The 25,006-nt window shown below is 66.0% G+C and carries 21 protein-coding genes; 11 read left to right on the top strand and 10 right to left on the bottom strand.

Features of this window, described 5'->3' with window-relative positions; translation table 11 throughout:
* Positions 1 to 76: 76 nt before the first annotated feature.
* Positions 77 to 1,276 (top strand): efflux RND transporter periplasmic adaptor subunit, encoded by a 1,200-nt coding sequence (locus tag AC24R4_RS27730; RefSeq protein ID WP_487524126.1) that lies wholly within the window; start codon positions 77 to 79, stop codon positions 1,274 to 1,276.
* Positions 1,276 to 4,377: an efflux RND transporter permease subunit gene (locus tag AC24R4_RS27735; RefSeq protein ID WP_487524075.1), complete on the top strand. Its 3,102-nt coding sequence runs from the start codon at positions 1,276 to 1,278 to the stop codon at positions 4,375 to 4,377. The genes AC24R4_RS27730 and AC24R4_RS27735 overlap by 1 nt, the downstream gene beginning before the upstream one ends.
* A 141-nt stretch (positions 4,378 to 4,518) precedes the next feature.
* On the opposite strand, the gene AC24R4_RS27740 is transcribed toward AC24R4_RS27735, so the two are convergent.
* Positions 4,519 to 4,917, bottom strand: coding sequence for a cupin domain-containing protein (locus AC24R4_RS27740; RefSeq protein ID WP_487524076.1), 399 nt, complete (start codon positions 4,915 to 4,917; stop codon positions 4,519 to 4,521).
* Between the two features lie 319 nt (positions 4,918 to 5,236).
* On the bottom strand, positions 5,237 to 6,139 hold the full coding sequence (locus AC24R4_RS27745) for a LysR family transcriptional regulator (protein WP_400395665.1): 903 nt from the start codon (positions 6,137 to 6,139) through the stop codon (positions 5,237 to 5,239).
* A gap of 246 nt (positions 6,140 to 6,385) precedes the next feature.
* On the opposite strand from AC24R4_RS27745, the gene AC24R4_RS27750 reads away from it, so the two are divergent.
* Genes AC24R4_RS27750 through AC24R4_RS27765 form a run of 4 tightly spaced genes read left to right on the top strand, consistent with a single transcriptional unit; the run spans position 6,386 to position 10,387 of the window.
* Positions 6,386 to 7,528, top strand: coding sequence for an alpha-hydroxy acid oxidase (locus AC24R4_RS27750; RefSeq protein WP_400395667.1), 1,143 nt, complete (start codon positions 6,386 to 6,388; stop codon positions 7,526 to 7,528).
* A 58-nt stretch (positions 7,529 to 7,586) separates the two neighbouring features.
* The gene (locus AC24R4_RS27755; RefSeq protein WP_400395663.1) at positions 7,587 to 8,264 is read left to right on the top strand and encodes an RraA family protein; all 678 of its coding nucleotides are present in this window, start codon (positions 7,587 to 7,589) and stop codon (positions 8,262 to 8,264) included.
* Positions 8,261 to 9,319, top strand: a complete 1,059-nt coding sequence (locus AC24R4_RS27760; RefSeq protein ID WP_487524077.1) for a hydroxyacid dehydrogenase — start codon at positions 8,261 to 8,263, stop codon at positions 9,317 to 9,319. Before AC24R4_RS27755 ends, AC24R4_RS27760 begins: the two co-directional genes overlap by 4 nt.
* 60 nt (positions 9,320 to 9,379) lie before the next feature.
* Positions 9,380 to 10,387, top strand: a complete 1,008-nt coding sequence (locus AC24R4_RS27765) for a tripartite tricarboxylate transporter substrate binding protein (protein WP_400396212.1) — start codon at positions 9,380 to 9,382, stop codon at positions 10,385 to 10,387.
* Positions 10,388 to 10,446: 59 nt separating this feature from the next.
* On the opposite strand, the gene pcp is transcribed toward AC24R4_RS27765, so the two are convergent.
* A complete protein-coding gene (gene pcp, locus AC24R4_RS27770) occupies positions 10,447 to 11,094 on the bottom strand; it encodes a pyroglutamyl-peptidase I (RefSeq protein ID WP_400396213.1) in 648 nt (215 codons plus the stop codon).
* Positions 11,095 to 11,198: 104 nt separating this feature from the next.
* On the opposite strand from pcp, the gene AC24R4_RS27775 reads away from it, so the two are divergent.
* A complete protein-coding gene (locus tag AC24R4_RS27775; RefSeq protein ID WP_400396215.1) occupies positions 11,199 to 12,134 on the top strand; it encodes a LysR family transcriptional regulator in 936 nt (311 codons plus the stop codon).
* Between the two features lie 40 nt (positions 12,135 to 12,174).
* Here AC24R4_RS27775 and AC24R4_RS27780 read toward each other — a convergent pair whose 3' ends face one another.
* From AC24R4_RS27780 to AC24R4_RS27810, 7 genes are all read right to left on the bottom strand, one after another.
* On the bottom strand, positions 12,175 to 13,122 hold the full coding sequence (locus tag AC24R4_RS27780) for an ABC transporter ATP-binding protein (RefSeq protein WP_487524078.1): 948 nt from the start codon (positions 13,120 to 13,122) through the stop codon (positions 12,175 to 12,177).
* Complete coding sequence (locus AC24R4_RS27785) at positions 13,119 to 14,123, bottom strand: ABC transporter ATP-binding protein (protein WP_487524079.1); 1,005 nt, start codon at positions 14,121 to 14,123, stop codon at positions 13,119 to 13,121. Before AC24R4_RS27785 ends, AC24R4_RS27780 begins: the two co-directional genes overlap by 4 nt.
* Before the next feature lie 3 nt (positions 14,124 to 14,126).
* On the bottom strand, positions 14,127 to 15,017 hold the full coding sequence (locus AC24R4_RS27790) for an ABC transporter permease (RefSeq protein WP_487524080.1): 891 nt from the start codon (positions 15,015 to 15,017) through the stop codon (positions 14,127 to 14,129).
* On the bottom strand, positions 15,014 to 16,015 hold the full coding sequence (locus AC24R4_RS27795) for an ABC transporter permease (protein WP_487524081.1): 1,002 nt from the start codon (positions 16,013 to 16,015) through the stop codon (positions 15,014 to 15,016). The genes AC24R4_RS27790 and AC24R4_RS27795 overlap by 4 nt, the downstream gene beginning before the upstream one ends.
* Positions 16,016 to 16,018: 3 nt before the next feature.
* Positions 16,019 to 17,635 carry an ABC transporter substrate-binding protein gene (locus tag AC24R4_RS27800; protein WP_487524082.1) on the bottom strand — a complete coding sequence of 539 codons (1,617 nt, stop codon included), beginning with the start codon at positions 17,633 to 17,635 and terminating at the stop codon, positions 16,019 to 16,021.
* Between the two features lie 139 nt (positions 17,636 to 17,774).
* Positions 17,775 to 19,808, bottom strand: coding sequence for a lactonase family protein (locus tag AC24R4_RS27805; RefSeq protein WP_487524083.1), 2,034 nt, complete (start codon positions 19,806 to 19,808; stop codon positions 17,775 to 17,777).
* A gap of 323 nt (positions 19,809 to 20,131) precedes the next feature.
* Positions 20,132 to 21,052, bottom strand: a complete 921-nt coding sequence (locus tag AC24R4_RS27810; protein WP_487524084.1) for a LysR family transcriptional regulator — start codon at positions 21,050 to 21,052, stop codon at positions 20,132 to 20,134.
* Between the two features lie 136 nt (positions 21,053 to 21,188).
* Between AC24R4_RS27810 and gtdA the strand changes: the two genes are divergently transcribed.
* From gtdA to AC24R4_RS27830, 4 genes are all read left to right on the top strand, one after another.
* A complete protein-coding gene (gtdA, locus tag AC24R4_RS27815; protein ID WP_487524085.1) occupies positions 21,189 to 22,235 on the top strand; it encodes a gentisate 1,2-dioxygenase in 1,047 nt (348 codons plus the stop codon).
* 86 nt (positions 22,236 to 22,321) lie between these two features.
* Positions 22,322 to 23,020 (top strand): fumarylacetoacetate hydrolase family protein, encoded by a 699-nt coding sequence (locus tag AC24R4_RS27820; RefSeq protein ID WP_487524086.1) that lies wholly within the window; start codon positions 22,322 to 22,324, stop codon positions 23,018 to 23,020.
* Positions 23,021 to 23,037: 17 nt separating this feature from the next.
* The gene (maiA, locus tag AC24R4_RS27825; RefSeq protein ID WP_487524087.1) at positions 23,038 to 23,679 is read left to right on the top strand and encodes a maleylacetoacetate isomerase; all 642 of its coding nucleotides are present in this window, start codon (positions 23,038 to 23,040) and stop codon (positions 23,677 to 23,679) included.
* Positions 23,680 to 23,711: 32 nt separating this feature from the next.
* Complete coding sequence (locus AC24R4_RS27830) at positions 23,712 to 24,938, top strand: 3-hydroxybenzoate 6-monooxygenase (RefSeq protein WP_487524088.1); 1,227 nt, start codon at positions 23,712 to 23,714, stop codon at positions 24,936 to 24,938.
* Positions 24,939 to 25,006 lie beyond the last annotated feature (68 nt).

Here is a 25,006-nt window from a genome sequence, read left to right on the forward strand (position 1 = left end):
TCAAAAAACGACGCAGTGACCATTGACTATGTTGGTCACTGTTTATACAGTGAAGGCCATTCGTATGGAGGCCTTCATGCTTCAGCGCCGCTTTTTCGTTTCCGCCGTCACCCACGCCGCCAGCCGGGCTTCAGTCTTCGCGGCCATCTGCCTCGTGCCGTTTGTATTGGCGGCATGCGGCGGCAAACCACAGGCCGATCCCCGCGTGCTCGCGCCGCTGGTCAGAGTGGAAAGCGTCCAGGACGCTGCCGCCGTGCGGCGTGCCTTCACTGGGGTCGTCGCAGCCCGGGTACAGAGCGACCTGGGCTTTCGCGTATCGGGCAAGGTGCTGGAGCGCCTGGTCGACACCGGCCAATCCGTGAAGCGTGGCCAGCCACTGATGCGCCTCGATCCCGTCGACCTGAAGCTCGCGGCACGCGCGCGGCAGGAAGCCGTGGCCGCTGCCAAGGCGCGTGCCACGCAACTGGCGGCCGACGAGGAGCGCTACCGCGACCTGGTGGCGGCCGGAGCGGTATCGGCGTCCGCTTATGACCAGATCAAGGCCTCGGCCGACTCGGCGCGCGCACAGCTCAGGGCGGAAGAGGCGCAGGCCGATGTGGCACGAAACGCCTCCGACTATGCCGTGTTGCTGGCCGATGCCGACGGCGTCGTGGTCGAGACCGTCGCGGAACCCGGGCAGGTCGTGAATGCCGGCCAGGTGGTGGTGCGGCTGGCTCGCGCCGGCCAGCGCGAGGCGATCATCCACCTGCCCGAAACCCTGCGTCCGCCGACGGGCTCCTCGGCGCGGGCCACGCTCTACGGCAAAGACGAGGCAGTCACCGCAACCCTGCGGCAGCTTTCCGACGCCGCCGACAGGCAGACCCGCACCTATGAAGCACGTTACGTGCTTGGCGGCGCGCTGACCGATGCACCGCTGGGCGCCACCGTCACGCTGCAGGTGACCGATCCGCATGAAGCATCGCCTTCCGGCCTGCAGGTTCCCATCGGCGCCCTCCACGATCCCGGCAAAGGCGCCGGCGTCTGGGTGCTGGCAGGCAATCCGGCACACGTAACGTGGAGACCAGTAACCGTGCGCGCCATCAGCGACGATACCGCGCGCGTGGAGGGCCCGATCCACCCCGGCGACCGCGTGGTGGCGCTGGGCGCCCATCTGCTCAACGAAGGGCAGCAGGTCAGGTTGGCGTCTGACGTGAAGGTGGCGGCAACCGCGCAAGCTCCCAACACCGCCCTTCCCGGCAGTACGCCCCATACCGGAAACGGCGCAGGGGTACAGTAATGAGTGGCTTCAATCTTTCGGCACTCGCCGTGCGCGAGCGCGCCGTCACGCTCTTCCTGATCATCCTCGTCTCCATCGCAGGTGTCGTCGCCTTCTTCCAGCTAGGCCGGGCCGAGGACCCGCCCTTCACCGTCAAGTCGATGATCTTCATCACGGCCTGGCCCGGCGCGACGGCGCAGGAAATGCAGGACCAGGTCGCGGAGAAGCTGGAAAAGCGCATGCAGGAGCTTCGCTACTACGACCGCACCGAAACCTATACACGTCCCGGACTGGCTTTCACTACCGTCACGCTGCTCGACAGCACGCCGCCCAAGGAGGTTCCTGAGGAGTTCTACCAGGCCCGCAAGAAGCTTGGCGACGAGGCGCGGTCCCTGCCAGCGGGCGTCGTCGGCCCCCTTGTCAACGACGAATACTCCGACGTGACCTTCGGCCTCTTCGCGCTGAAAGCCAGGGGCGAGCCGCAGCGGCTGCTGGTGCGCGAGGCGGAAACCATCCGCCAGCGCCTGCTGCATGTGGCGGGCGTGAAGAAAGTCAACATCATCGGCGAACAGGCCGAGCGCATCTACGTGTCGTTCTCGCACGACCGGCTGGCAACCCTCGGCGTGACCCCGCAGGACATCTTCGCTGCGCTCAACAGCCAGAACGTGCTCACCCCTGCCGGCTCGATCGACACAGACGGGCCGCAGGTTTTCGTGCGGCTTGACGGCGCGTTCGACAAGCTCGAGCGCATTCGCGACACCCCCGTGGTAGCGCACGGCCGCACGCTGAAGCTGTCGGACATCGCCACCGTCGAGCGCGGCTACCAGGACCCGGCCAGCTTCGTGGTGCGCAACAAGGGCGAGCCGGCGCTGCTGCTCGGCATCGTGATGCGCGACGGCTGGAACGGCCTTGACCTCGGCAAGTCGCTCGACGCGGAAGTGGCGAACATCAGCGCCGAACTACCGCTGGGCATGGAACTGAGCAAGGTGACCGACCAGGCCGTCAACATCAGGTCGGCCGTGGACGAGTTCATGGTGAAGTTCTTTGCCGCGCTGGTCGTGGTGCTGGTGGTGAGCTTTGTCAGCATGGGATGGCGGGTGGGCGTGGTGGTCGCCGCGGCGGTGCCGCTGACGCTGGCCGCCGTCTTCGTGGTGATGGCCGCGACCGGCAAGAATTTCGACCGCATTACGTTGGGGTCCCTGATACTCGCCCTGGGCCTTCTGGTGGACGACGCCATCATCGCCATCGAAATGATGGTCGTGAAAATGGAGGAAGGGTATGGGCGCATTGCGGCGTCGGCCTACGCCTGGAGCCATACGGCCGCGCCTATGCTGTCAGGCACGCTCATCACCGCCGTTGGCTTCATGCCGAATGGCTTTGCGAAGTCTTCCGCGGGCGAATACACCGGCAACCAGTTCTGGATCGTCGGGATCGCGCTGATCGCCTCATGGATTGTCGCGGTCGCCTTCACGCCCTATCTCGGCGTGAAGCTGCTGCCCGAGATAAAGCAGGTGGAAGGTGGCCATGGCGCCATCTACGCCACGCCAAACTACCAGCGTTTTCGCGGCGTGCTGGCGCGGGTGATCCGGCGGAAATGGCTGGTAGCGGCAATCGTGATCGGTCTTTTCGCCGCGAGCATCGTCGGCATGGGCGCCGTGCGCAAGCAGTTCTTCCCCACTTCCGACCGACCCGAGGTGCTGGTGGAGGTGCAGATGCCCTACGGCACCTCCATCGAACAGACCAGCGCCGTAACCGCGAAGGTGGAGGCATGGCTGGACAAGCAGCCGGAATCGAAGATCGTGACGGCCTATATCGGCCAGGGGGCACCGCGCTTCTACCTGGCAATGTCGCCGGAACTGCCTGATCCGTCCTTCGCCAAGATCGTGGTGCGAACGGACAGCCAGGAAGAACGCGACGCACTCAAGGGCCGGCTCCGCCAGGCCGTCGCCGAGGGGCTGGCGCCGGGCGGGCGCGTGCGCGTGACGCAATTGGTGTTCGGCCCGTACTCGCCCTTCCCCGTCGCGTTTCGTGTCATGGGCCCGGACCCGGACCAGCTGCGCGCCATCGCGAAGCGGGTGGAAGATGTGATGGGCGCCAGCCCGCTGATGCGCACGGTCAACACCGACTGGGGCCCGCGCGTTCCGGCGCTGCACTTCTCGCTGCAGCAGGACCGGCTGCAGTCCGTTGGGCTGACCTCGCACGATGTGGCGCAGCAGCTCGAATTCCTGCTCGCCGGCGTACCGGTGACCGAGGTGCGCGAGGACATCCGTTCCGTGCAGGTGCTGGCGCGCGCCGGGGGCGACATCCGGCTCGATCCAGAGCGCATCGCCGGTTTCACGCTGGTCGGCGCAAGCGGCGAACGCGTACCGCTCTCGCAGGTCGGCACCGTGGACGTGCGCATGGAGGACCCCATCCTGCGCCGCCGCGACCGCACGCCAACCATCACCGTGCGGGGCGACATCGCCGACGGCCAACAGCCGCCAGACGTATCCCAAGCCATCCTGGCGCAACTGCAGCCGGTCATCCAGAAGCTGCCCTCCGGCTATCGTATCGAGATGGCAGGCTCCATCGAGGAGGCGGGCAAGGCGAACAAGGCGCTGGCACCGCTGTTCCCCATCATGCTGGCAATCACGCTGCTGATCATCATGTTCCAGGTGCGGTCGATGGCTGGCATGGTGATGGTCATCCTGACGAGTCCGCTGGGTCTGATCGGCGTGGTGCCGACGCTCCTGCTGTTCCATCAGCCATTCGGCATCAATGCACTGGTGGGGCTCGTGGCGTTGTCCGGCATCCTGATGCGCAACACGCTGATCCTGATCGGGCAGATCCAGGGCAATCTGAAGGAAGGCCTCTCGCCGTATGACGCGGTGGTGGAAGCCACCGTGCAGCGGGCCAGACCGGTGCTGCTGACGGCGGCGGCAGCCGTCTTCGCCTTCATCCCGCTGACCCACTCGGTGTTCTGGGGCACGCTGGCTTATACGCTGATCGGCGGAACGCTCGCCGGCACGCTGCTGACACTGGCGTTCCTGCCGGCGATGTATGCCATCTGGTTCAGGATCCGTCCGCCGGCGCAGCAGATGGTGCCACAAGCGCGTGCTGACGAGGTGGCACAGGTGTCGTGAAACATCGGGGCGCCGCGGGACGCCGCCTTGGCGCGCACGCCCTCGCCGGCGAGTTCCGTCGAGGGGCCGAACCGCACGCCAACGGCGCCTTCCGGTATGCGGTTCTGCGTAACGGCGTGCGCCGGATCGGCGCAGCACCGACTACTTCGCTGGCGTCACCAGCGGCGCGCCCTTCGTGACGACATAGGTCGCGAGTTCCGACGCCTGCCCGCCGCCGACATTCCGCGCCGAATGCGGCGTGCCCGCGGGGATGAAGAGCGATTCCCCGGTCTTCAGCCGAACCGGCGGCTGGTCGCCAAGTTGATATTCGAGCGTTCCCTGCAACACATGAGCGATCTCTTCGCCCGGATGCGTATGTTTCGGCGCGAAGGCGCCCGGATCGAAATCCACGCGTACCTGGATGCCGTCTTTGCCTTGGACACTGAGGTCATGGCTGACCAGGTCGGTGCGGTGGACGGTGGGGGCCTGTGCGTGGGCGGAAAGCGCTGCGGCAAGGCAGGCGGCGGTCATGGCGGCTGTCACGATGCGGTCGATTCTCATGTCGGATTCCTTTGCTTCCTTGAGTGCGGTGGGACGTGGGTGCGTAGCGCTCCATGCCCTTCCTCTTGCTGCAAGCCTCCCGGTCGAAGCGGCCGGGTGTCTGCTGCCTATGCAGCATTGAAGGTCAGCCATGTATCCCGCCTGTAGCCGGTGAAGGCGGCCAATGTATTGATCCGTATCGGCGGCGCAGGCCGCTACATTGGGATACAAAACATCGCGGCAGTGCGCGGCAGACGTGCGTCAACGCTTCCCAACTTGCGCTGCTTGGGATGGGTCACCAAGGACCCCCGGTTCCCAAAGCGGTGGGCTGTGGCCGCTCTCACACAAAGCAACGCGGCGCCTGGAAGTCGATCACGCCGCGGACGATGTCGCGCATGGCTCGAATCAGCGGTCGCGTGTCATCGCGACGCCATTGCACAGCGTAGTGCAGAGGCTCCAATGCATCGCTATCCGGCAGGATGCGCAGCGCATCCCGTTCCACTAGCGCGTCGGCCCACAGTCGAGGGACGAATCCGAAGCCCAGCCCCTCCACTACCATGCCGACAACGGCCCCCCAGCTGTTGCACATCAGGCGCCGGCTGATCATCAGTTCCCTGCGAGCCAGCCACTGGTCGAGAATCCGCGTCCCGCCGGCACCCACAGGCAGCGTGAGCAACGTCTGTTCGCCCATAAGCACCCGCGGGTCATCGGTACCGGCCATGTCGAGGAAAGACTGGCTGGCCACCCACGCGAAATCCACCTGCCCTATCCGCTCGGCCGCCAGGCTGCTGCGGGTAGAGGGTCCGGCCAGGACACCGATATCGAGCTCCCCATCATGCAGGCGCTGCTCCAGGACCTGCCCGATATCGACATGATGCTCCAGCAGCAGGCCGGGATGGCGTGACGACACCTCGCGCACCAGCTTTGGCAGCCAGGTCAGTCCACTCAGTTCGCCCAGGCCGATACGGCACCGCCCAGTCAAACCATGGCGTTGCCCCGCCGACTGCCGCAGTTCCGCGGCGGCGTGCAACATCGCATGAATCTGGGGCAGCATCTGCTCGCCTTGGGCCGTCAGCTCGGCGCTCCGCCCGCTCCGGTCGAACAGGGCCACGCCCAGCGACGCTTCCAACTCGGCAATCCGCTTGGACAACGACGACACCGACAGGTGAACACGCTCCGCCGCCACGGTGAAGTTGACGCAGGTTGCCGCCCAGTAGAAGGCCTCAAGTTGCTTGAGAGTCATGGCGAATCCAAATCGGTAAATCCCCGATAGTTTCATAAAAGCGAAATTATATCTTCGTTATTTTTCGCTTTTATCGTTGGGTTCGGATTGCTAGATTGGCTCCACATTCTGGCCAACGCACCCATGTCAGCCGCTCCCATCGACGACACCGCTCAGACCGCTGCACTGCAATCCGGTGACAAGAAGACGGAGAACGCGTCCGTTGCGGCAAAAGGCGAGAGGCAGGCGGCCTGGCTAAAACGGCGCGTGCTGTCGCTGAAAGACTTCGAGCCATTGGCACGCAAACGCCTGCCCAAGCCGCTCTACGCCTATGTGAGCGGAGCGGTCGAGGACAACATAACCTTGGCGCAGAACCGACAGTCTTTCGAAGACCTGGCACTGCGGCCCCGCGTGCTGGTTGGCGTGTCGACTCGCGACCTGCGCTTCAGTCTGTTCGGCCGGCAGTACGCTGCGCCATTTGGCCTGGCCCCGATGGGCATCTCGGCCCTGTTCGCCTATCGCGGGGACGTCGTGATGGCACAGGCAGCCAGCCAGGCGTGCGTACCGGCCATCATGAGCGGCTCGTCGCTGATTCGGCTCGAAGACGTCATGGAAGCGGCACCCGGTACCTGGTTTCAGGCCTACCTGCCCGGTGACATGCGGCAAATCGAAGGTCTGCTGGCCCGCGTCGAAGCGGCCAAGGTCGAAACGCTCGTCATCACCGTCGACACGCCCGTCGCGGGGAATCGCGAGAACAACATCCGGGCCGGATTCTCGACGCCGCTGCGCCCGAGTGCTGCCCTCGCCTGGCAAGGCATCACACATCCGCGCTGGCTGCTTGGCACCTTCATTCGCACCGTGGTACGCCACGGCATCCCGCACTTCGAGAACGCGTATGCCCACCGCGGCACGCCTATCGTCTCGCGAAATGTGGAACGCGACTTCTCGGACCGCGCGCATTTCACGTGGGATCACCTGGCCACTATCCGTCGCCGCTGGAAGGGGCAGCTCGTGGTCAAGGGCATCCTGACGGCGGAGGACGCGCGCCTGGCGCAACAGCATGGCGTAGACGGCATCGTCGTCTCGAATCACGGCGGCCGTCAGCTGGATGGCGCTATCGCCTCAATGCGCGCGCTGCCGGAGGTCGTCGAGGCCGTCCCGCAGCTGCCGGTGATGCTCGACAGTGGGGTACGCCGCGGGACCGACGTCCTCAAGGCGCTAGCCCTGGGTGCCCGCTGCGTCTTTATCGGGCGGCCGTTCGCCTACGCGGCGGCAGTGGGCGCCCGCCAGGGTGTTGCGCACGGCATCAATCTGATGCAAGCCGAGATTTCCCGAGACCTGGCCATGCTGGGTATCCCCCGCGCGACGGATGTGGATGCGCGGTGCATCTACCGCCCGCCTCCGCATTGAATCCCAACCTTCACCGCATCCCAACAGAACCCTTACGGTCGATACAGGAGACAAACCAATGACTTCGCCGCACGGCTTTCGCATTCATCCGCGTCCCGCGCACCTTGTCAGTGCGTCGCTGATGGAGCGGTATCGCAATTTCCCGGTCGCCAATGTCAGCGATGCCATGAGCCGTACGACGGGAACCAGTCAGTTGCGCGCATTCCATCGCCGCGACGGCAATCTGGTCGGACGAGCACTGACCGTTCGCACGCGTCCGGGTGACAACCTCATGGTGCACAAGGCCATCGATCTCTCCGGCCCGGGCGATGTCATCGTGGTCGATGCCGGTGGCGTTGGTCCCAATGCCATCATCGGCGAAATCATGTTGGCACTCGCCATTTCGCGCGGCGCGGCAGGCTTTGTCATCGATGGCCTGATTCGCGACAGCGACACGATTGGCAAGGAACCGCTGCCCGTCTATGCCCGTGGCGTTTCGCACCGCGGCCCCTATAAGGATGGCCCTGGAGAACTCCACGTGCCGGTCTCCATCGACGGCATGGTGGTTCGGCCCGGCGACCTGATCATTGGCGATGGTGATGGCCTGCTGGTCGTTCCCGCCGAAGAAGCCGAAGCGATTGCGGTTCGCGTGGAAGACGTCCAGCGCATGGAAGCTGGCGTGCTGGAATCGATTGCGCAAGGCCGTGCTGACCGTACCTGGGTAGACCGCTCGCTGGCTGACAAGGGGGTCCTATGAGCCAGGCCCTTCCGACAAAGCGCCAGGTCGTGCGCTTCGACCATTGGCTGGACCCCGCCTTCGATTGCATAGTGGGCGAAGCGCCAGATGTCGCGCTGCACACGTGCCAGCGCGAAGGGGCGGACGAAGAGGCATGGGCGCGCCTCTCCGAAGCCCACGTGTATCAGATTTCCGCCGCCAAGGACGAGCTGCCCCGACGTTGGTTCGTGACGGCAGAGCTTCTCGCGCGTTGTCCGAACCTTCTGGCCGTGTCATCGAGCGGCTCCGGTTGCGACACCATCGACATCGCCGCCTGCACGGCCGCGGGTGTGGCCGTGATGAACCAGGCCGGCGGGAACGCCGATTCCGTGGCTGAAATGGCGCTCGGGTTGATGCTCTCTGTGATGCGGCGCATCCCGGAGTCGGACCGCCGCATGAAGACGCATACCACCGGCAGCCGCGAAGACCTGATGGGCCACGAACTCCGTGGACGTACGCTGGGTCTGGTCGGTGTCGGACATGCCGGGAGCCGCGCTGCGGCGCTTGGCCGTGCCTTCGGCATGCGCGTGATTGGCTATGACCCGTATCTCGACAGCGCAGAGATGGCCAAGCGCGGTGCCGAGTCCGTCTCGTTCGACGAGTTGCTGCGCACCTCCGATATTGTGTCGCTACACTGCCCGCGCGATGCCAGCACACTCGGGATGATGGACGCTGCAGCCTTCGCGGCCATGCGCCAGGGCAGCATCTTCGTCAGCACGGCCCGGGGCGGCATCCACGATGAGACTGCCCTGTACGAAGCGCTGTCCGGCGGACACCTGGCGGGCGCCGGCCTGGACGTCTGGGATTACGAACCGCCTCCGCCTGGACATCCGCTTCTGACGCTCGACAACGTCGTCGCCACCTTCCACACGGCAGGCGTGACGCATGACGCCCGTCGCAGGAACGCCACATTGGCCGCGACGCAGATCCTGGCACTGCTGGCAACGGGCGATAAGCCCGAACGTTTGGTGAACACCGCCGCATGGCCCAGGGTACGCCAGCGCATGGAGGACGCCTTGCTCGTTGCCGCGCGCTGACCACAAGCCGTCATCACAAAAATACGCCGGCCACATGAGGGTCGGCGAGGAGACAACACCATGCACAGCAATCCCGACTCCCGTCGTCGGCGTCTATCCCTTTCCCTTGCCGCGTCTTCGCTCGTCGGCATGGTCGGCAGTCTGCTGCCGGCATCGGCCCAGGCGCAAGCCGCACCGTGGCCGAATCGCCCCATCGAGATGATTGTGGCGTACGCACCGGGCGGCGGCACCGACCTGGTAGCCCGCCTGCTCGCACGGCATCTGGAGAAGGAGCTGGGTGCAACCATCGTCGTTCAGAACAAGCCGGGGGCCGGCGGCGCCATTGGTTTCGCCGAACTGGCACGCGCCACGCCGGACGGCTACACCATCGGCTTCATCAACACGCCGAACTTGCTGACGATTCCAATCGAGCGCAAGACGACGTTCACCTGGAAGAGCTACGACCTCATCGGCAATCTGGTAGACGACCCGGGCGCATTCACCGTCAATCAGTCCAGCAACATCGATTCGCTGGCGACGCTCGTGAAGTATGCCAAGGCAAATCCGGGCGCTGTCGCCGTCGGCACCACGGGCGTCGGCTCGGACGACCATCTCGCGATGCTGCTGTTCGAAAAGGCGGCGGGCGTCAAGATGACACATGTGGGCTACAAGGGGGCCGGCGAAGTCCGTGGCGCGCTGGCGGGTCAGCAGATTACGATCGGCGCCATCAACGTTGGCGAAGCGCTGGCGTACCAGAAGGGCGGCACGCCGCTTAAGTTCCTGGGACAGATGGGATTGTCGCGCGCGGTACTCGCGCCCAACGTCCCGACGTTCCGCGAGCAGGGCTACAACATCGAGCTCGCCTCCTTGCGCGGCCTCGCCGCCCCGAAGGGCCTGCCTGAGCCGGTCAAGAAGAAGCTTGTCGATGCGATGGCCAAGGTTGCCGTGGACCCGCAGTTCAAGCAGCAAGCGGACGCCATGTTTGCGCCACTGCGCTACCTGGCCCCGGCCGCCTATGCCGCCGAACTCGAACGTGGCGAAGCCGGCTTCCGCCAACTGTGGAAGGAAATGCCATGGCAGGAAAAGTGAAGACATCGCGCAGCGATCCTTGCCGCCGGTAACGCCCGCTTTTGCATGCGCGTATGCGGCTAGTGCGTGGCGCCCCCGCCTTCCTTGAGATCGGCGGATACCTCGAGCGCCGTGGCGACCATGATTTCGATGGCCGCAATCAGCGTGCGGGCTTCCATGCTCGGCGCGCCGGGGTGGGCGGCGGCCATCTGCGGCAAGTACGGTACGTGAATGAAGCCGCCACGCAGGGCTGGACGCTCGGTCGCGATGCAATGCAGCAGCGAATAGAAGATGGCGTTGCAGTTGTAGGTGCCGGCGGTCTGCGAAACCGATGCCGGGATGCCCGATTCGCGCAGACGCCGGACCAGTGCCTTGATCGGCAGCGCGGAAAAGTAGGCGGCAGGGCCGCCGGCGATCACGGGTTCGTCGATGGGCTGCCGGCCGGCGTTGTCCGGGATTCGCGCATCCACCACGTTGATCGCCACCCGTTCGACCGATATGTCGCTGCGACCGCCTGCCTGCCCCAGGCACAGCACGAGAACGGGATCGACCTCGGCAATGGCGCCCAGCAGCGCCTGCCTGACGTCGGCAATCACACACGGAAGCTGGCGCGCCACCACGCGCGCGCCGCCAATCACGCGTTCATCGACGGCGCGGGCCGCTTCCCAGGAGGGGTTCAGGGTTTCGCCGTCGAATGGCTCGATGCCTGTGACAAGTACGGTCTGCATTTGGCGCTGTCCGGAGGATGATCGAAGGAAGAAGGAGACCATCCATCGTACCCACGCAATGACGATTCTTGAAATGGATATCCGATATCCGTTAAATTCACGGCATGAATCTGTCCCGGATCGATCTGAACCTGCTCGTGGCATTCGAGGCGCTGTATCAGACGCGCAGTGTCACCCTGGCCGGCAAGCGCCTGAACCGCGCCCAGCCGTCGGTGAGCAATGCGCTGACGCGGCTGCGGGCACTGTTCGGCGATGACCTGTTTGTGCGAACCCACGCGGGGATGCAGCCGACCGAACTGGCGCACACGCTGATGCCCGGGATTTCCTCCGCGCTCGATCACGTGCGCCAGGCCGTCGGCCAGTCGGTGGCTTTTGATCCGGCCATGCCCGCTGGACGCAGCTTTACCATCGCGGCCACGGACTACGCCGATATCGTCCTGCTGCCCCATTTGATCGGACGCCTCCGGCGGCAAGCGCCGGACATCGACCTGCGTATCATGGCGCTCGAGCGGGCGGCCATTTACGAGCAGCTCGATCAGGGCGTGGTCGACGTTGCCATTGGCGGCCATCTCACCGCGCCGAAACGCATGGTGCGAACCCGGCTGTACGAAGAGGACTTCGTCTGCATTGCCAGCCGCTCGCATCCGCAGTTGGCCGCGCATGGCCAGCGGAAGAGTATCGACCTGGCGACCTATCTGCAGCTGCCCCATGCGCTGTTCGCCCCCGGCGATACCGGATCACGGCGCGGGGTCATCGATGCCCGGCTCGACAAGCTGGGTCTGCAACGGCGTGTCGCGGCGACGTTTTCGCACATCGTGGCATTACCGCTGGCCGTGGCGCACAGCGACCTGGTGGCGACCGTTGCCAGGCGGGTGGCGCACCGGCTCGCCTCCCCCGACGTGCAGATCTGCGAGGTACCCGAAGCGCTTGCCGATACTGCCTTCGACATCGAGCTGATTCACAACCGGCGGACGCAAGCCGATGCAGCGGCCGTGTGGCTCAGGCAGGAGATCCGGGCAGCGGTCGTGGCCATGCGCTGATGCGCGTGCTGCGGCAAGCGGGGTGCCCCCGCAGCACTTGTCAGGCCAGGTGGCAGCGAACCCAGTGATCGGCGCCGCGCAGCCGCAAGGCAGGCTCGGACGCCCGGCACTGGTCGGTGGCGTGGGCACATCGCGTATGGAAGCGGCACCCGGACGGCGGGTCCAGCGGGCTGGGCAGTTGGCCTTCCATGACAACCCTTGGCAGGCGCCGGTTTGCCGGGTGGGCCGAAGGCGCCGCCGACATCAGCGATCGCGTGTACGGATGCAGCGCGCGATGCCAGACTGCATCGCGCGGGCCCTGTTCCACGACCTGTCCCAGGTACATCACGGCGATGCGGTCGGACATGTGCCGTACCACGGCCAGGTCGTGCGAGATGAACAGATAGGCGATGCCGAGCGTTTCGCGCAGGTCCAGCAGCAGGTTCAGTACCTGCGCGCGCACCGAGACATCGAGCGCCGACACCGCTTCGTCGCACACGATCAACGCGGGATTCAGCATCAGTGCACGGGCGATGGCCACACGCTGGCGCTGTCCGCCGGACAGTTCGTGAGGAAAGCGACCGGCCATGTCCGGATGCAGGCCCACGCTCCGAAGCACTTCCGCTACCCTGGCCTGGCGTTCGGCGGTATTGCCGCGCCGATGCACGATCAGCGGCGCCTCAAGCGCCTGGCCGATGGTCGTACGTGGGTTGAGCGATGCGGCGGGGTCCTGAAACACCATTTGCACCCGCGGCCGCACCGCGTGCAGGGCCCGGCCGCGTGCCCTGGCGATGTCTTCGCCGTCCAGCCGGACCTCGCCTTCATCGACATCCGTCAACCGCATGGCGACGCGCGCGACGGTGGATTTTCCGCAGCCGCTTTCCCCCACCAGACCCAGTGTCTCGCCAGGTGCGATGTCCAGAGAGACGCGGTCCAGCGCGCGCACCACGCCGGCCTGCGTTGGATAGTGGCGAGACACGCCCCGGAGTGACAGCAAGGGCGCGCTCATGCCACGGCCTCTTCAAGCGATACGGTTCGTCGGGTCACGGGGACCAGCGGTGCATGGCACGCTACATCGCCACTGCCTGCGTGCCGAAGCGCGGGCGTGGTTGCGCGGCAGTTGTCCTGCACGAAGGCGCAGCGCGGGGCGAAGGCGCAGCCCGGCGGCATGGCCGTCAGCGGGGGCACGGTGCCGGCAATCTCCGGCAGGCGCGCGCCCGGCGGCAGCGTTTCGATGGCCAGCGATGCCAGCAATCCGGCCGTGTACGGATGCGCGGGCCGGGTGAGCAAGGCATCGACCGGGCCCTGTTCGACGATTCGGCCGGCATACATGACCGCCGCACGATCCGCAGTCTCGGCGACCACGCCGAGATCGTGGGTAATGAGCAGCATGGCCATGCCGGTTTCGGCCTGCAGGCGCTTGAGCAGGCTCAGGATCTGGGCCTGCGTCGTGACGTCCAGGGCCGTCGTCGGTTCATCGGCAATCAGCAGGTCGGGCTCGCCGGCCAGCGCAATGGCGATCATCGCGCGTTGCCGCATGCCGCCCGACATCTGGTGAGGATAGTCGTTGGCGCGCTCGCGCGGCGATGGCATGCGTACCTGTTCGAGCAGGGCAATGGCACGCTGTGCGGCATCGGCGCGACTGGTGCGCCGATGCAGGCGGATCGTTTCTGCGATCTGGTCGCCGATCCGCATCACGGGATTCAGGGCCGACATCGGCTCCTGGAAAATCATGGCAATACGGTGGCCACGGATCCCCTGCATGGCGCGGTCGTCCAGCGCAAGCAGCTCGGTGCCGTCGAGGAACACCTGGCCGCTGATCCGCGCCAGGCGGCGCGGCAGCAGCCGCAGCAGGGCGCAGGCGGTGACCGATTTGCCGGAGCCGCTTTCGCCGACCAGCGCAAGGGTCTCGCCACGATCGATGGTCAGCGAGACATCGTGCAGCGCCGTGACCGGGCCGTCCGGCATGGCGAAGCTGGCGCGCAGGGCGCGTACATCGAGCAGCGTCATCGGTCAGCTCCGTCGTTGGCGCAGATGAGGGTTCAGCGCGTCGTTGAGGCCATCGCCGATCAGGTTGAACGCCAGCACTGTCAGGACGATGGCGAAGCCGGGCAGGCCGCAGATGTACCAGGCATCGGCTACCTGTTCGCGGCCGCCGCCGATGATGGTGCCCCAGCTCATCACGTTGGGGTCGCCCAGGCCCAGGAACGCCAGCGATGCTTCGGTCTGGATGGCCGTGGCAACCGTCAGCGTTGCCATGGCGATCACCGGTGGCAACGCGTTGGGCAGGATCTGGGTGACGATGATGCGCAGATGGCTCATGCCAATGGTTTCGGCCGCCAGCACGAATTCGCGCCCGCGCAGCGACAGGAATTCGGCGCGCACCAGGCGGGCGGTGGCCGGCCACGACACCACGCCGATGGCCACGACCACGGTGGTCACCGAGGGCTTGAAGATCGCCACCAGTACCACGGCCAGCACGAACTTCGGGACCGTCTGGAAGACCTCGGTCAGGCGCATCAGCGTCGCATCGACACGCCCGCCGAAATAGCCGCCGAGCGCGCCCACGGTGATGCCCAGCGACGCCGCCAGGGTGGTGCTGACGAGCCCGATCAGCAGCGACACGCGCGCCCCGGCCGCCATGCCGGTGGCCAGGTCGCGTCCCATGAAATCGGTGCCCAGCGGATAGGCAGCATCGTCGCCGGGCCACAGCATCGGCGGACCGGCCATGTCCCACGGGTCGCCAGGAAAGACGAAGGGCCCGACGATGGCGACGAGCGCCACCGCCAGCATCAGCAGGACGCCAAGCGCGATCGAAGGATGCGCAAACGCGGCGCGCCACAGCGCTCGCGGTGCGTTGCGCGTGGGTATCCACCGGCGCGCAAGCACGGCCGGCGCGTTCATGCCCGGCTCCTGCTGCCCGCCACCGAAACCCGGGGATCGATGGCTGCGTAAAGCAGGTCCACAAGGATGTTCACAACAGTCACCAGCAGCGAGCTCAGCAGCAGGATGCCCAGCAGCAGGTTGAAATCGCGCGCCAGTACGGACTCGAAAGCCAGCCTGCCCAGCCCAGGCCAGCTGAAGACGGACTCGACCAGCACCGCGCCGCTGAGCAGCGACGCCACCTGGTAGCCGGCCATCGTGACCAGCGGCAACAGCGCGTTGCGGAGCGCATGGACCACGGTCACGCGAACCTCGCCCGCGCCCTTGGCGCGGGCGGTGCGCACGAACTCCGCGCCATCGAGTTCAAGCATTGCGGTGCGTACCAGCCGCGTATAGACAGCCAGATAGAACGTGGCCAGCGTGCAGGCGGGCAGGATCGCGTGCAGCGCCACGTCGCGCAGCCACGCCAGGCCCGTGTAGCCAGCGCTGACATCGGTCATGCCGCCCGACGGCAGCCAATGCAGCCGGGCCGAGAACAGTACGATGGCCATCAGCCCGAGCCAGAACGTGGGCATGGCATAGGCGGCGAGCGTCAGGCACGACACCAGTCGATCCGGCCAGCGATGGACCCGTACGGCAGACAGTACGCCCAGCGCCAGACCCAGCACCAATGCAATCGCCATGGCCAGTGCCATCAGCAGCAGCGTTGCGGGTAGCCGGCTCATGATCAGGTCGAACACCGGCATGTTCTGGCGGTACGAGAAGCCGAGGTCGAGGGTGGCGATCTGCCCAAGGTAGCGCACGAGTTGCAGCGACAGCGGCTGGTCGAGGCCGAAGCTCGCGCGCAGCTGGGCCATGGTCTCGGGTGTGGCGGCACCGGCTTCGCCTGCCAGCACGTCGACCACATCGCCGGGCGCCAGCTGCAGGATGACGAAATTCATCAAGGCGATGCCCACGACCACCGGCACCACCTGCAGCAGGCGCTGGCGAAGGAAAGCCAGGGCGACACGGCGGCGCATGGCTCAGGCCCGAGGTGTGAGCCATGCATCGGCATACGATGCAAACAGGCCGTCACCCTGCGCCGCCGCCTTGCGGAAGCGCGCCGTGGACACGGTGACCCAGGTCTGTTCCACCAGATCGAGTACCGGCACGTCGTCCTGCACGATCTGCTGCCACTGCTTGATCAGGGCCTTGCGCTTGCCCTCGTCGGCCTCGCGCCCGGCGGCTTCCATGACGCGGTCGAGCTCCGGGTTCGAGTACCCCGAGCCGTTGGTCCATGGCGCGCCCTTGATGATGTTCTTCGTCCAGAACAGCCGCTGCACGCCCAGCGTGGGATCGGGCAGCCGATGCAGGCTGGAGATCATCAGGTCGTAGTCCTGGTCGGTAAATACGCGGCGCAGGTAGGTGGCGGTGTCGCCAGCGCGCAGTTCCACGTCGACGCCGACGCGCGCCAGCGATTGCTTGATGAACTCCGCCGGCCGGCTGGCGGTGACCCCGCCGCCGCCATCGTAGTCCAGCGTAATGCGCAGGCGCTTGCCATCCTTGCCCGGCCTGTAGCCAGCCTCGTCCAGCAGCGCAGCGGCCTTGCTGACGTCAAACGGATACTGGCGCGTATCGGGCGAATAGTAGTTGACGACCGAAGACGGCACGGGCCCCGTGGCAGGCTTGCCGTAGCCCAGGAACACCACCTTCAGCAGCGCGTTGCGGTCAATGGCGTAGGCCAGCGCCTGTCGAACCCGCCGATCGGCGAAGTACGGCTTGCGGACGTTGAACTGCGTCAGGAAGATCGTGGCCAGGTAGCGGCCATCATCGGTGTTGATGCGGTACCGTTGCTTGTCCTGGAAGCGGCCCAGGTTCGACAGCGGAATGCTGGACCCCAGGGCGACGTCGATCTCCCCCGCTTCCAGCGCCACCGTGCGGGCGGCGGCGTCGGGAATGAACTTGAATACGACGCCGTCCAGGTATGGCTGGTCTTTCTGCCAGTAGTTCGGGTTCCGCTCCAGCCGCACATGGCTGCCCTTGACCCACTCCTTGAACACGAACGGGCCGGTGCCCACGGGCGCATTGTTCAACGGGTTGCTCAACACGTCCTTGCCCTCGTAGAGGTGGCGCGGCAGGATCTGCGCGCCGTACGTATTGATGTAGTTGATCAGGTAGGCGGCGGGCGACGACAGGCGAATGATGACCGTGTGCGGATCGGGCGTATCCACGGCCGTGACGTTGGCAAAGGCCGCGCGGCCAAACGGATGGAGCTTCTTCCAGACTTCAAGCAGCGTGTACTGGACATCCGCCGCCGAGAAATCCTTGCCGTCATGCCACTTGACGTTCTTGCGCAACTGGAAAGTCGTGGTCAGGCCGTCGGCCGAGGTCGTCCACGACGTTGCCAGCGCAGGCACGGGACGCAGGTTCAGGTCGTAGGCCACGAGGCCTTCCAGCACCTTGCTGGATACCTGTCCGATGTTCATCGTGGTGATGAACGCGGAGGTCAGCAGCGTCGGCTCTGGCGAGACCGCCACGTTGAGCACGCCCCCGCGGACCGGCGACCCCTGCGCTGCGGCAGCGTCTGCGAGAACGTCCGCCGAGAACGGGACACCGATGGAAAACAGCGTGGAAGCAGCAAGGAAATCGCGACGGTTCATTTCGGGCGGCAGGATGGGCGGATGGTGACAGCCATCGAGTGTAGATATCGCCTGCCGGGCCGGGAACGAATGATTTCCTCTTTGCTATCGCGTTTGGTGCACCGTCGCTCCTAAGGGACGCCTCGCGCGACGCGCATTCTCAAGGCTTCGGCTCGACAATGGCGATTGCCACGTTGCCGTTGCCCGTCGCGAAGGGGCTACCGACTAGCGCCGTCAAGGCTCCAGTCGAACCATTGATCGAGAACGCGTAGAGGGAACCATTGAGTGAGGGGGTATACAAGAAGCGGCCGCTCGACTCGATTCGCAAACGCCGCCCGTTAATTCCCACCGGCACGACATCCGCTGCGGCCGTGGAGGTTCCGGTCGCCGGATCGAGTAGATGTCGCGCGATAGATCCTGCGGTTCCCAGTACATAGGCAACCTGGCCGGATGGCGTCAGCGCGATGTCTGCGGCGCCGACAACCCCGGCATAAAAAACCGTCATTGCCGAGAGTTGACCCGTCGATGGGTCGACGGCGGCCACACCCACCGAATTCGCCAAGCTGTCCGGCACGTAGAAGCGGGACCCATCTGGCGACAACACCGTTGCACTTGGACTGGGGCCACCGGCCGGGATATTGACACGCGAGTACCAATCAAAGCCCAGTCCAGCAACGAAATCAATTTTCCCAATGCCGTTTTGCAAGGTATCGCTGACATACAAGTGCGCACCGTCCGCGGAGATGGCCAATTCGGTGGTAGTGACGCCGCCTGCCAGACCCGAGGCAAAGAGCGGTATGGACTTATGGGTTATGCCGTCGATCTGGTGATTGTCGATGCCGACAACGCTGCCCGCGCGACCAATATGCAGCCATTGCCCCGACGGGTGCACCACAATAGATTGCGGTGTCCCAGGGGCGATCAGCGGTGTAGCGCCGCCCGGAATGAGGGCGAGTGCGCCGGTCGTTGGATCTAGCGTGAAGGCGATGACTGTGAGGGTATCTTCCGTGACGGCGTAGCCAAACAGACCTGACTTCTCAAAGTCCAGGGCAGTCACCTTACCGTTGAAAGCGAACGGAGAGCCAGGGACCGCTATGGGCGCCCCGCTCGAGGGGTCAATGCGGTAGGAAGAGATCGTCCGATCATCACGGTTGGCCACCACCACGAATTGCGCTTGCACGCAGGTGATTGCGATGCTCGCTACGTTGGCCGCGGCCACCGCTCCGGCGCCATTCGCCACCGTGCAGGTCTGCCCCGCCGGCTGCGCGGCCACAGTGACTGCATAGGTGGAGGCAGACTGCCGCGGCGTGGGTAGAGTGAATCCGCCATTGGCGCTGATCACCTGGGTGTCGCCATTGGTGTCCGCGAGCTGCAGGCTCTTGCCGGTGGCGAGGCCCGACACCGTGCCGCCTACCGTATAGGTTGGCGGCAGCGCGGCGTTGCGCGTCAGCGCCGCGCTCGCGCAGAGCCGGCCGCCGGACGGAGCGTCGGCGCAGGCGGTCAGTGTTGCAGCGCCGGCCGCGGTGGCTGAGTTCGGACTCGCCACCTTGGCACTGCGGCCGTCGGCGGCTGGCGTCGCCACGAAGCTCGCGTCATCGCTGGTCCACGACCAGTGGGTGAGATCCGCTACCCCGTCCACGCCGTCCGACCGGCGCACGGCCACCGTCACGGTCTGTGCCGCGCCGCCCGCGGTCACGGTAACGGTGGCAGGGCTCAGCACGAGGGTGTACGACTTGGCCGGCGCCGCCTGGACCACCAGGTGCGTGACGCTGGTGATGCGGCTGCCGTCGGCGAGCGTCGCAGTGGCCGTGATGTCGGCCGTGCCGGCGGCCAGGGTCTGGACGGTGGCGTAGGTGCCGACCGGCGCCGCGGCGGCCGCCATCACCGAGGCCGACACCGCAGCCGGCGCCTTGTCCGAGGCAGACACCACGGTAGCCACGGTTGGGTCGGAGGACGTCCACGCAAAGCTGGCGCCTTTCAGCTCGCTGCCATCGGCCGCCAGCAAGGTCGCCTTCAGGGTCAGCGTGCCGCCGGCCACCGGCGCGGCGCTTCCTGTGTTGACCACCAGGCGCGAGGTCGCCGGCGTGGCGGTCGGCGCCTGGGACGTGTCATCGGAACCGCAGGCAGCGAGCAGCGCCGCGGTGAGCAAGGCGATGCCGGCAGCGCGTGCGCCGGCAAGAGCGTGTGGAAACATGGACCCAACCCGTATCTATATAGAAAGGGCCGCTCTTCCCTTTCCGGGCTCGCGGCCAGTGGCGCCCTCGTCGGAGCGTCTTGCGCGCGACTCTACCAGCGACCGGCGCTCACCCACATCCCCCAGAGGGGGTGAACAGGCAACCCGGCGCCTTATTCGCTTTTATGCCTTTTGGAGCACTTTTTGCCGGTTCTTGATCATCTTCATATCAAGAACCGTGCACGCCAGCCAATAAGCCGTTGCCGGTCATTTGCAAAAGCCAGCGTTGCACGCAATGGTGTTTCTGTTCGAAAGCTCGCCCGATTCGCCGAAATCCCCATGTTCTAAACCACCGACCGGTTCGCTGCATGCCGCAGGCTTTCCAGCATGGCGGCCACGGCGGATCGCTTGAGACCGTCGTCGCGCCAGTACATCGACACCGACCCAAATCCGGCAAGCCGCAGCGGCACGATCCGCAGGGCGCCCAGCTCTTCCAGCCGGCGCGCCGTGCGATGGGACGCCAGCCCGATCATGTCGCTGTTGTTGAGCAGCGTGAGATTGAGCACGGTGGAGTTGCTTTCCACGGCGTCAGGCGGCAGCGGAAAGCCGGCACTCGCAAGCGCGGCCTCCAGCGCATTGCGGATCGGCGTGCCGCGCGGCCACACTACCCAGCGATGCGCCTGCAGGTCGCTCCACGCCACCTGATCGCCCAGCACCAGTGGATGGCGCGGCCGCGCCACGAAGTGGATGGGCTCCATGTACAACGATTCGGTGCGCACCTGCGCATCCTGCAGCTCCGGCGCTGAACGGCCCACCACGATATCGAGTTCGCTGCGGGCCAGCTGGCTCATCAGCCGGTCCATCGTGGTCTCCACCAATCGCACCTGGGCGCGCGGCAGCCGCTGCAGCAGGCCCAGCACGGCCAGCGGCACAGTATCGGCGGCCGACGCTCCTGAGGTCCCCACCACCACCAGCCCACTGCCACCGTCGCGCATGGCCTGCAGGTCGTCACGCGCCACATCCAGTTGCGCCTCGATCCGGCGCGCATGCTCGATCAGTGATTCGCCGTAAGGCGTCGGCCGCAGGCCGCGCGCCTGCCGTTCGAACAGCGGCAGTCCGATGTCGTCCTCGAGATCCTTGAGCCACTTGGAAAGGCCCGGCTGTGTCGTATTGAGCATGGCGGCCGACTGGCTCATATTGCCGGTCTCTGCCAGGCTCAGCAGCATCTGCAGATTGCGCAGCCGAAGGCGCTGGGTCCAGTCCATTCCGTCCACCTATATCTTTGTTGGTATAGATCCAAGCAAAACTTCATTTCAAATCTTATAGGGCGCGGCGTATAACTCCAAGCAACAAGGCAATGCCACAGCAGCCGGCATCGACAACAAGCCAACGGAGACACGCATGTCCGAGCACACCCTGGACCCCGCCCGCGCCGCCTATTACGAGCGCATCGGCCGCAGCCACATGACCCCGCTCTGGGAGTCGCTGCATGCGCTGGTGCCGCGCGAGCCCCGCCCGCAGATCGTTCCCGCCCTATGGAAGTACGAGCAGGTGCGCCCGCTGGTCATGCAGGCCGGCAGTGTGATCAGCGCCGAGGAAGCCGTGCGCCGCGTACTGGTGCTGGAAAATCCCGGCCTGCCGGGCAAGTCGAGCATCACCTCCACGCTGTACGCAGGCCTGCAACTGATCCTGCCCGGCGAAGTGGCGCCCAGCCATCGGCATACCCAATCGGCGCTGCGCTTTATCGTCGAAGGCAAGGGCGCGTGGACGGCCGTCAACGGCGAGCGCACCACGATGCATCCGGGCGATTTCATCATCACGCCGTCGTGGACGTGGCATGACCACGGCAATCCGTCCGCCGACGAAGGCGGCGAGCCCGTGGTCTGGCTCGATGGCCTCGATATCCCGCTGGTGCAGCAGTTCGACGCCGGCTTTGCCGAGAACTACCCGGAAACCCAGCAGCCGGTACTGCGCCCTGAAGGCGACAGCTTTGCGCGCTTCGGCCACAATATGGTGCCGGTGCGCCACCGCGTGACAGACCCGACTTCACCGATCTTCAGCTACCCCTACGCCCGCTCGCGTGAAGCGCTGGACCAGCTCTACCGCCATGGCGAACTCGATGCCTGGGACGGCGTGAAGCTGCGCTACGTGAACCCCGCCACCGGTGGCTGGCCGATGCCCACCATCGCCACGTTCATGCAGTACCTGCCGGCGGGCTTCCAGGGCAAGACCTACCGCAGTACCGACGCCACGGTCTACAGCGTGGTGGAAGGCAGCGGCACCGTGCGCATCGGCGACGCACAGTTCCAGTTCGAGCCGCGCGACGTGTTCGTGGCCCCGTCCTGGGCGCCGGTGCAACTGGCCGCCATCAACGACGCGGTGCTGTTCAGCTACTCCGACCGCCCGGTGTTGTCCGCCCTGAACCTGCTGCGCGAATCGCGCACCTGAACCGCTTTTCACCTCCGTATGCCATCGGCCCGCGCCCCGACGCAGGCTGCGGCCCCGCTCACCCTGCTTTCACTGGATACCAGACCATGAACTTCGTTTTCACGCCCCCCGCGACCGTCGCCGTTCCCGTTGCCGGCACCGACGATGTGTTTGCCGTGCGCCGCGTCTACTGCGTGGGCCGCAACTACGCCGCCCACGCCCGTGAGATGGGTTTCGATCCCGACCGCGAGCCGCCGTTTTTCTTCTGCAAGCCCGCCGACGCCGTGATCCCCGTGCAGGACGGCCAGACGCTGGAGCTGCCCTACCCGTCGCAGACGCAGAACTACCACTACGAGGCCGAGCTGGTGGCCGTGATTGGCAAGGGCGGCTCGGACATCCCCGTGGAAAGCGCGCTGGAACACGTGTACGGCTACGCCGTGGGCCTGGACATGACACGCCGGGACCTGCAGATGAAGATGCGCGAAATGGGCCGCCCGTGGGAGATCGGCAAGGCCTTTGACGCGTCCGCGCCGATCGGCCCGATCCACCGCGCCAGCGAGATCGGCCATCCGCAGCAGGCCGAGATCACACTGACCGTCAACGGCACGACCAAGCAGCGCAGCAACGTCACGCACCTGATCTGGTCGGTGGCCGAGACGGTGGCCTACCTGTCGCAATTCTTCCACCTGGAACCTGGCGATGTGATCTACACGGGCACACCCGAGGGCGTGGGTGCGGTCAAGGCCGGCGACCTGATGGTCACCGCCGTGGAAGGCCTCGGTGAACTGAAGGCGCGCGTGATCTGACGCTTGGGACACCCACCATGCAGCTCTATAGTTTCTTCAACAGTTCCACGTCTTACCGGGTGCGGATCGCGCTGGCCCTGAAGGGCCTGCCGTACGACTACCTGCCCGTGAACATCCGCACCGGCCAGCATCGCGAAGCCGAGTACGTGGATGGCATCAATCCGTCGGCCAGCGTCCCTGCGCTGGTGGACGGCGACTTCCAGCTGAGCCAGTCGCTAGCCATCATGGACTACCTGGACGCCCGCCATCCGGCACCGCGCCTGATCCCGCAAGACCCCGTGCAGCGCGCACGCGTGCTGGAACTGGCCAACCTGATCGGCTGCGACATCCATCCGGTCAACAACATGCGCGTGCTGCGCTATCTGGACGGCGTGCTCAAGGTCACGGCAGCACAGAAGGATGCCTGGTACCGGCACTGGATCGACGACGGCATGGCCTGCGTGGAACGGCTGCTGGCGCGCTACGGCCACGGCCGCTACTGCTTTGGCGATGACCCGACGCTGGCGGACGTGACGCTGGTGCCACAGATGGCCAATGCGCTGCGCATGGGCTGCGACCTGTCCGCATATCCGCGTGCCATGGCCGTCTACGACCACGCGTCGGCACACCCCGCCTTCCAGGCCGCCGCCCCGGCGCGCCAGCCTGACTACATCGCCTGACGCAGCACGCCAGCAGGCCAGGAGACAACATCATGACAACCCTCACGAAGACAACCGCACGCGACGACCGCAAGGTGCTGATCATCGGTGGCGGCATTGGCGGCCTGGCCGCTGCGCTCGCGCTGGCACGCCAGGGCGTGCGCATCGAGCTGCTGGAGCAGGCCGAGAAGATCGGCGAGATCGGCGCGGGCATCCAGCTGGCCGCCAATGCGTTTGCCGCGCTGGACGCGCTGGGCGTGGGCGAGGCGGCGCGCAACCGGGCGGTGTTCACCGACTACATCGAACTGCGCGATGCCATCGACTGCAGCAGCATCGCACGTGTCGACGTGGGCCAGGCCTACCGCGAACGCTTCGGCAATCCGTATGCGGTGATCCATCGCGCCGACATCCACCTGTCGATCCTGGAAGCCGTGCAGCAGCATCCCCTGATCGAGTTCCGCACCGCGACCCGCGTGGAACGGCTGGAACAGGACGAACGCGGCGTGACCGTGATCGACCAGCACGGCGAACGCCACCGTGCCGATGCGGTGGTGGGATGCGACGGCGTGAAATCGGCCGTCCGCCAGGTGCTGATCGGCGACGCGCCGCGCGTGACCGGCCATGTGGTCTACCGTGCCGTGGTGGACTTGGACAACATGCCGAAGGACCTGCAGGTCAACGCGCCCGTGGTCTGGGCCGGCCCGCACTGCCATCTGGTTCACTACCCGCTGCGTGGCGGCCAGCAGTACAACCTCGTGGTGACCTTCCACAGCCGCGAGCCCGAAACCTGGGGCGTGCGCGATGGCAGCAAGGAAGAAGTGCTGTCGTACTTCGAAGGTATCCACGCCTTGCCGCACCAGATGCTGGACCGACCCGATTCCTGGAAGCGCTGGGCCACGGCCGACCGCGACCCGGTGGACCGATGGAGCTTCGGACGCGCCACGCTGCTGGGCGACGCCGCGCACCCGATGACGCAGTACATCGCCCAGGGCGCCTGCCAGGCGCTGGAAGACGCCGTGGCACTGGGTGCCGCCGTGGATGCCGCCGATGGCGATTTCGAGGCCGCGTTCAAGCTGTACGAGCAGGCCCGCATTCCGCGGACGGCTCGCGTGCTGTACGGCGCGCGCGACATGGGCCGCGTCTATCACGCCAGGGGCGTGGACCGCTTCGTGCGCAACACGCTCTGGGTCGGACGCTCGCAAACGCAATTCTATGACGCGCTGCAATGGCTGCACGGCTGGCGCGCAGAGCGGGCACTAAGCCCCACGCCCTGGCTGTAAGCCGATCCGCTTCCTTTCTGCACGAGTAGCGGCCACAAGAGCCGCCTTGTACATCCCACCCCACCCCC

This window comes from Cupriavidus sp. CER-90 (assembly GCF_057652055.1).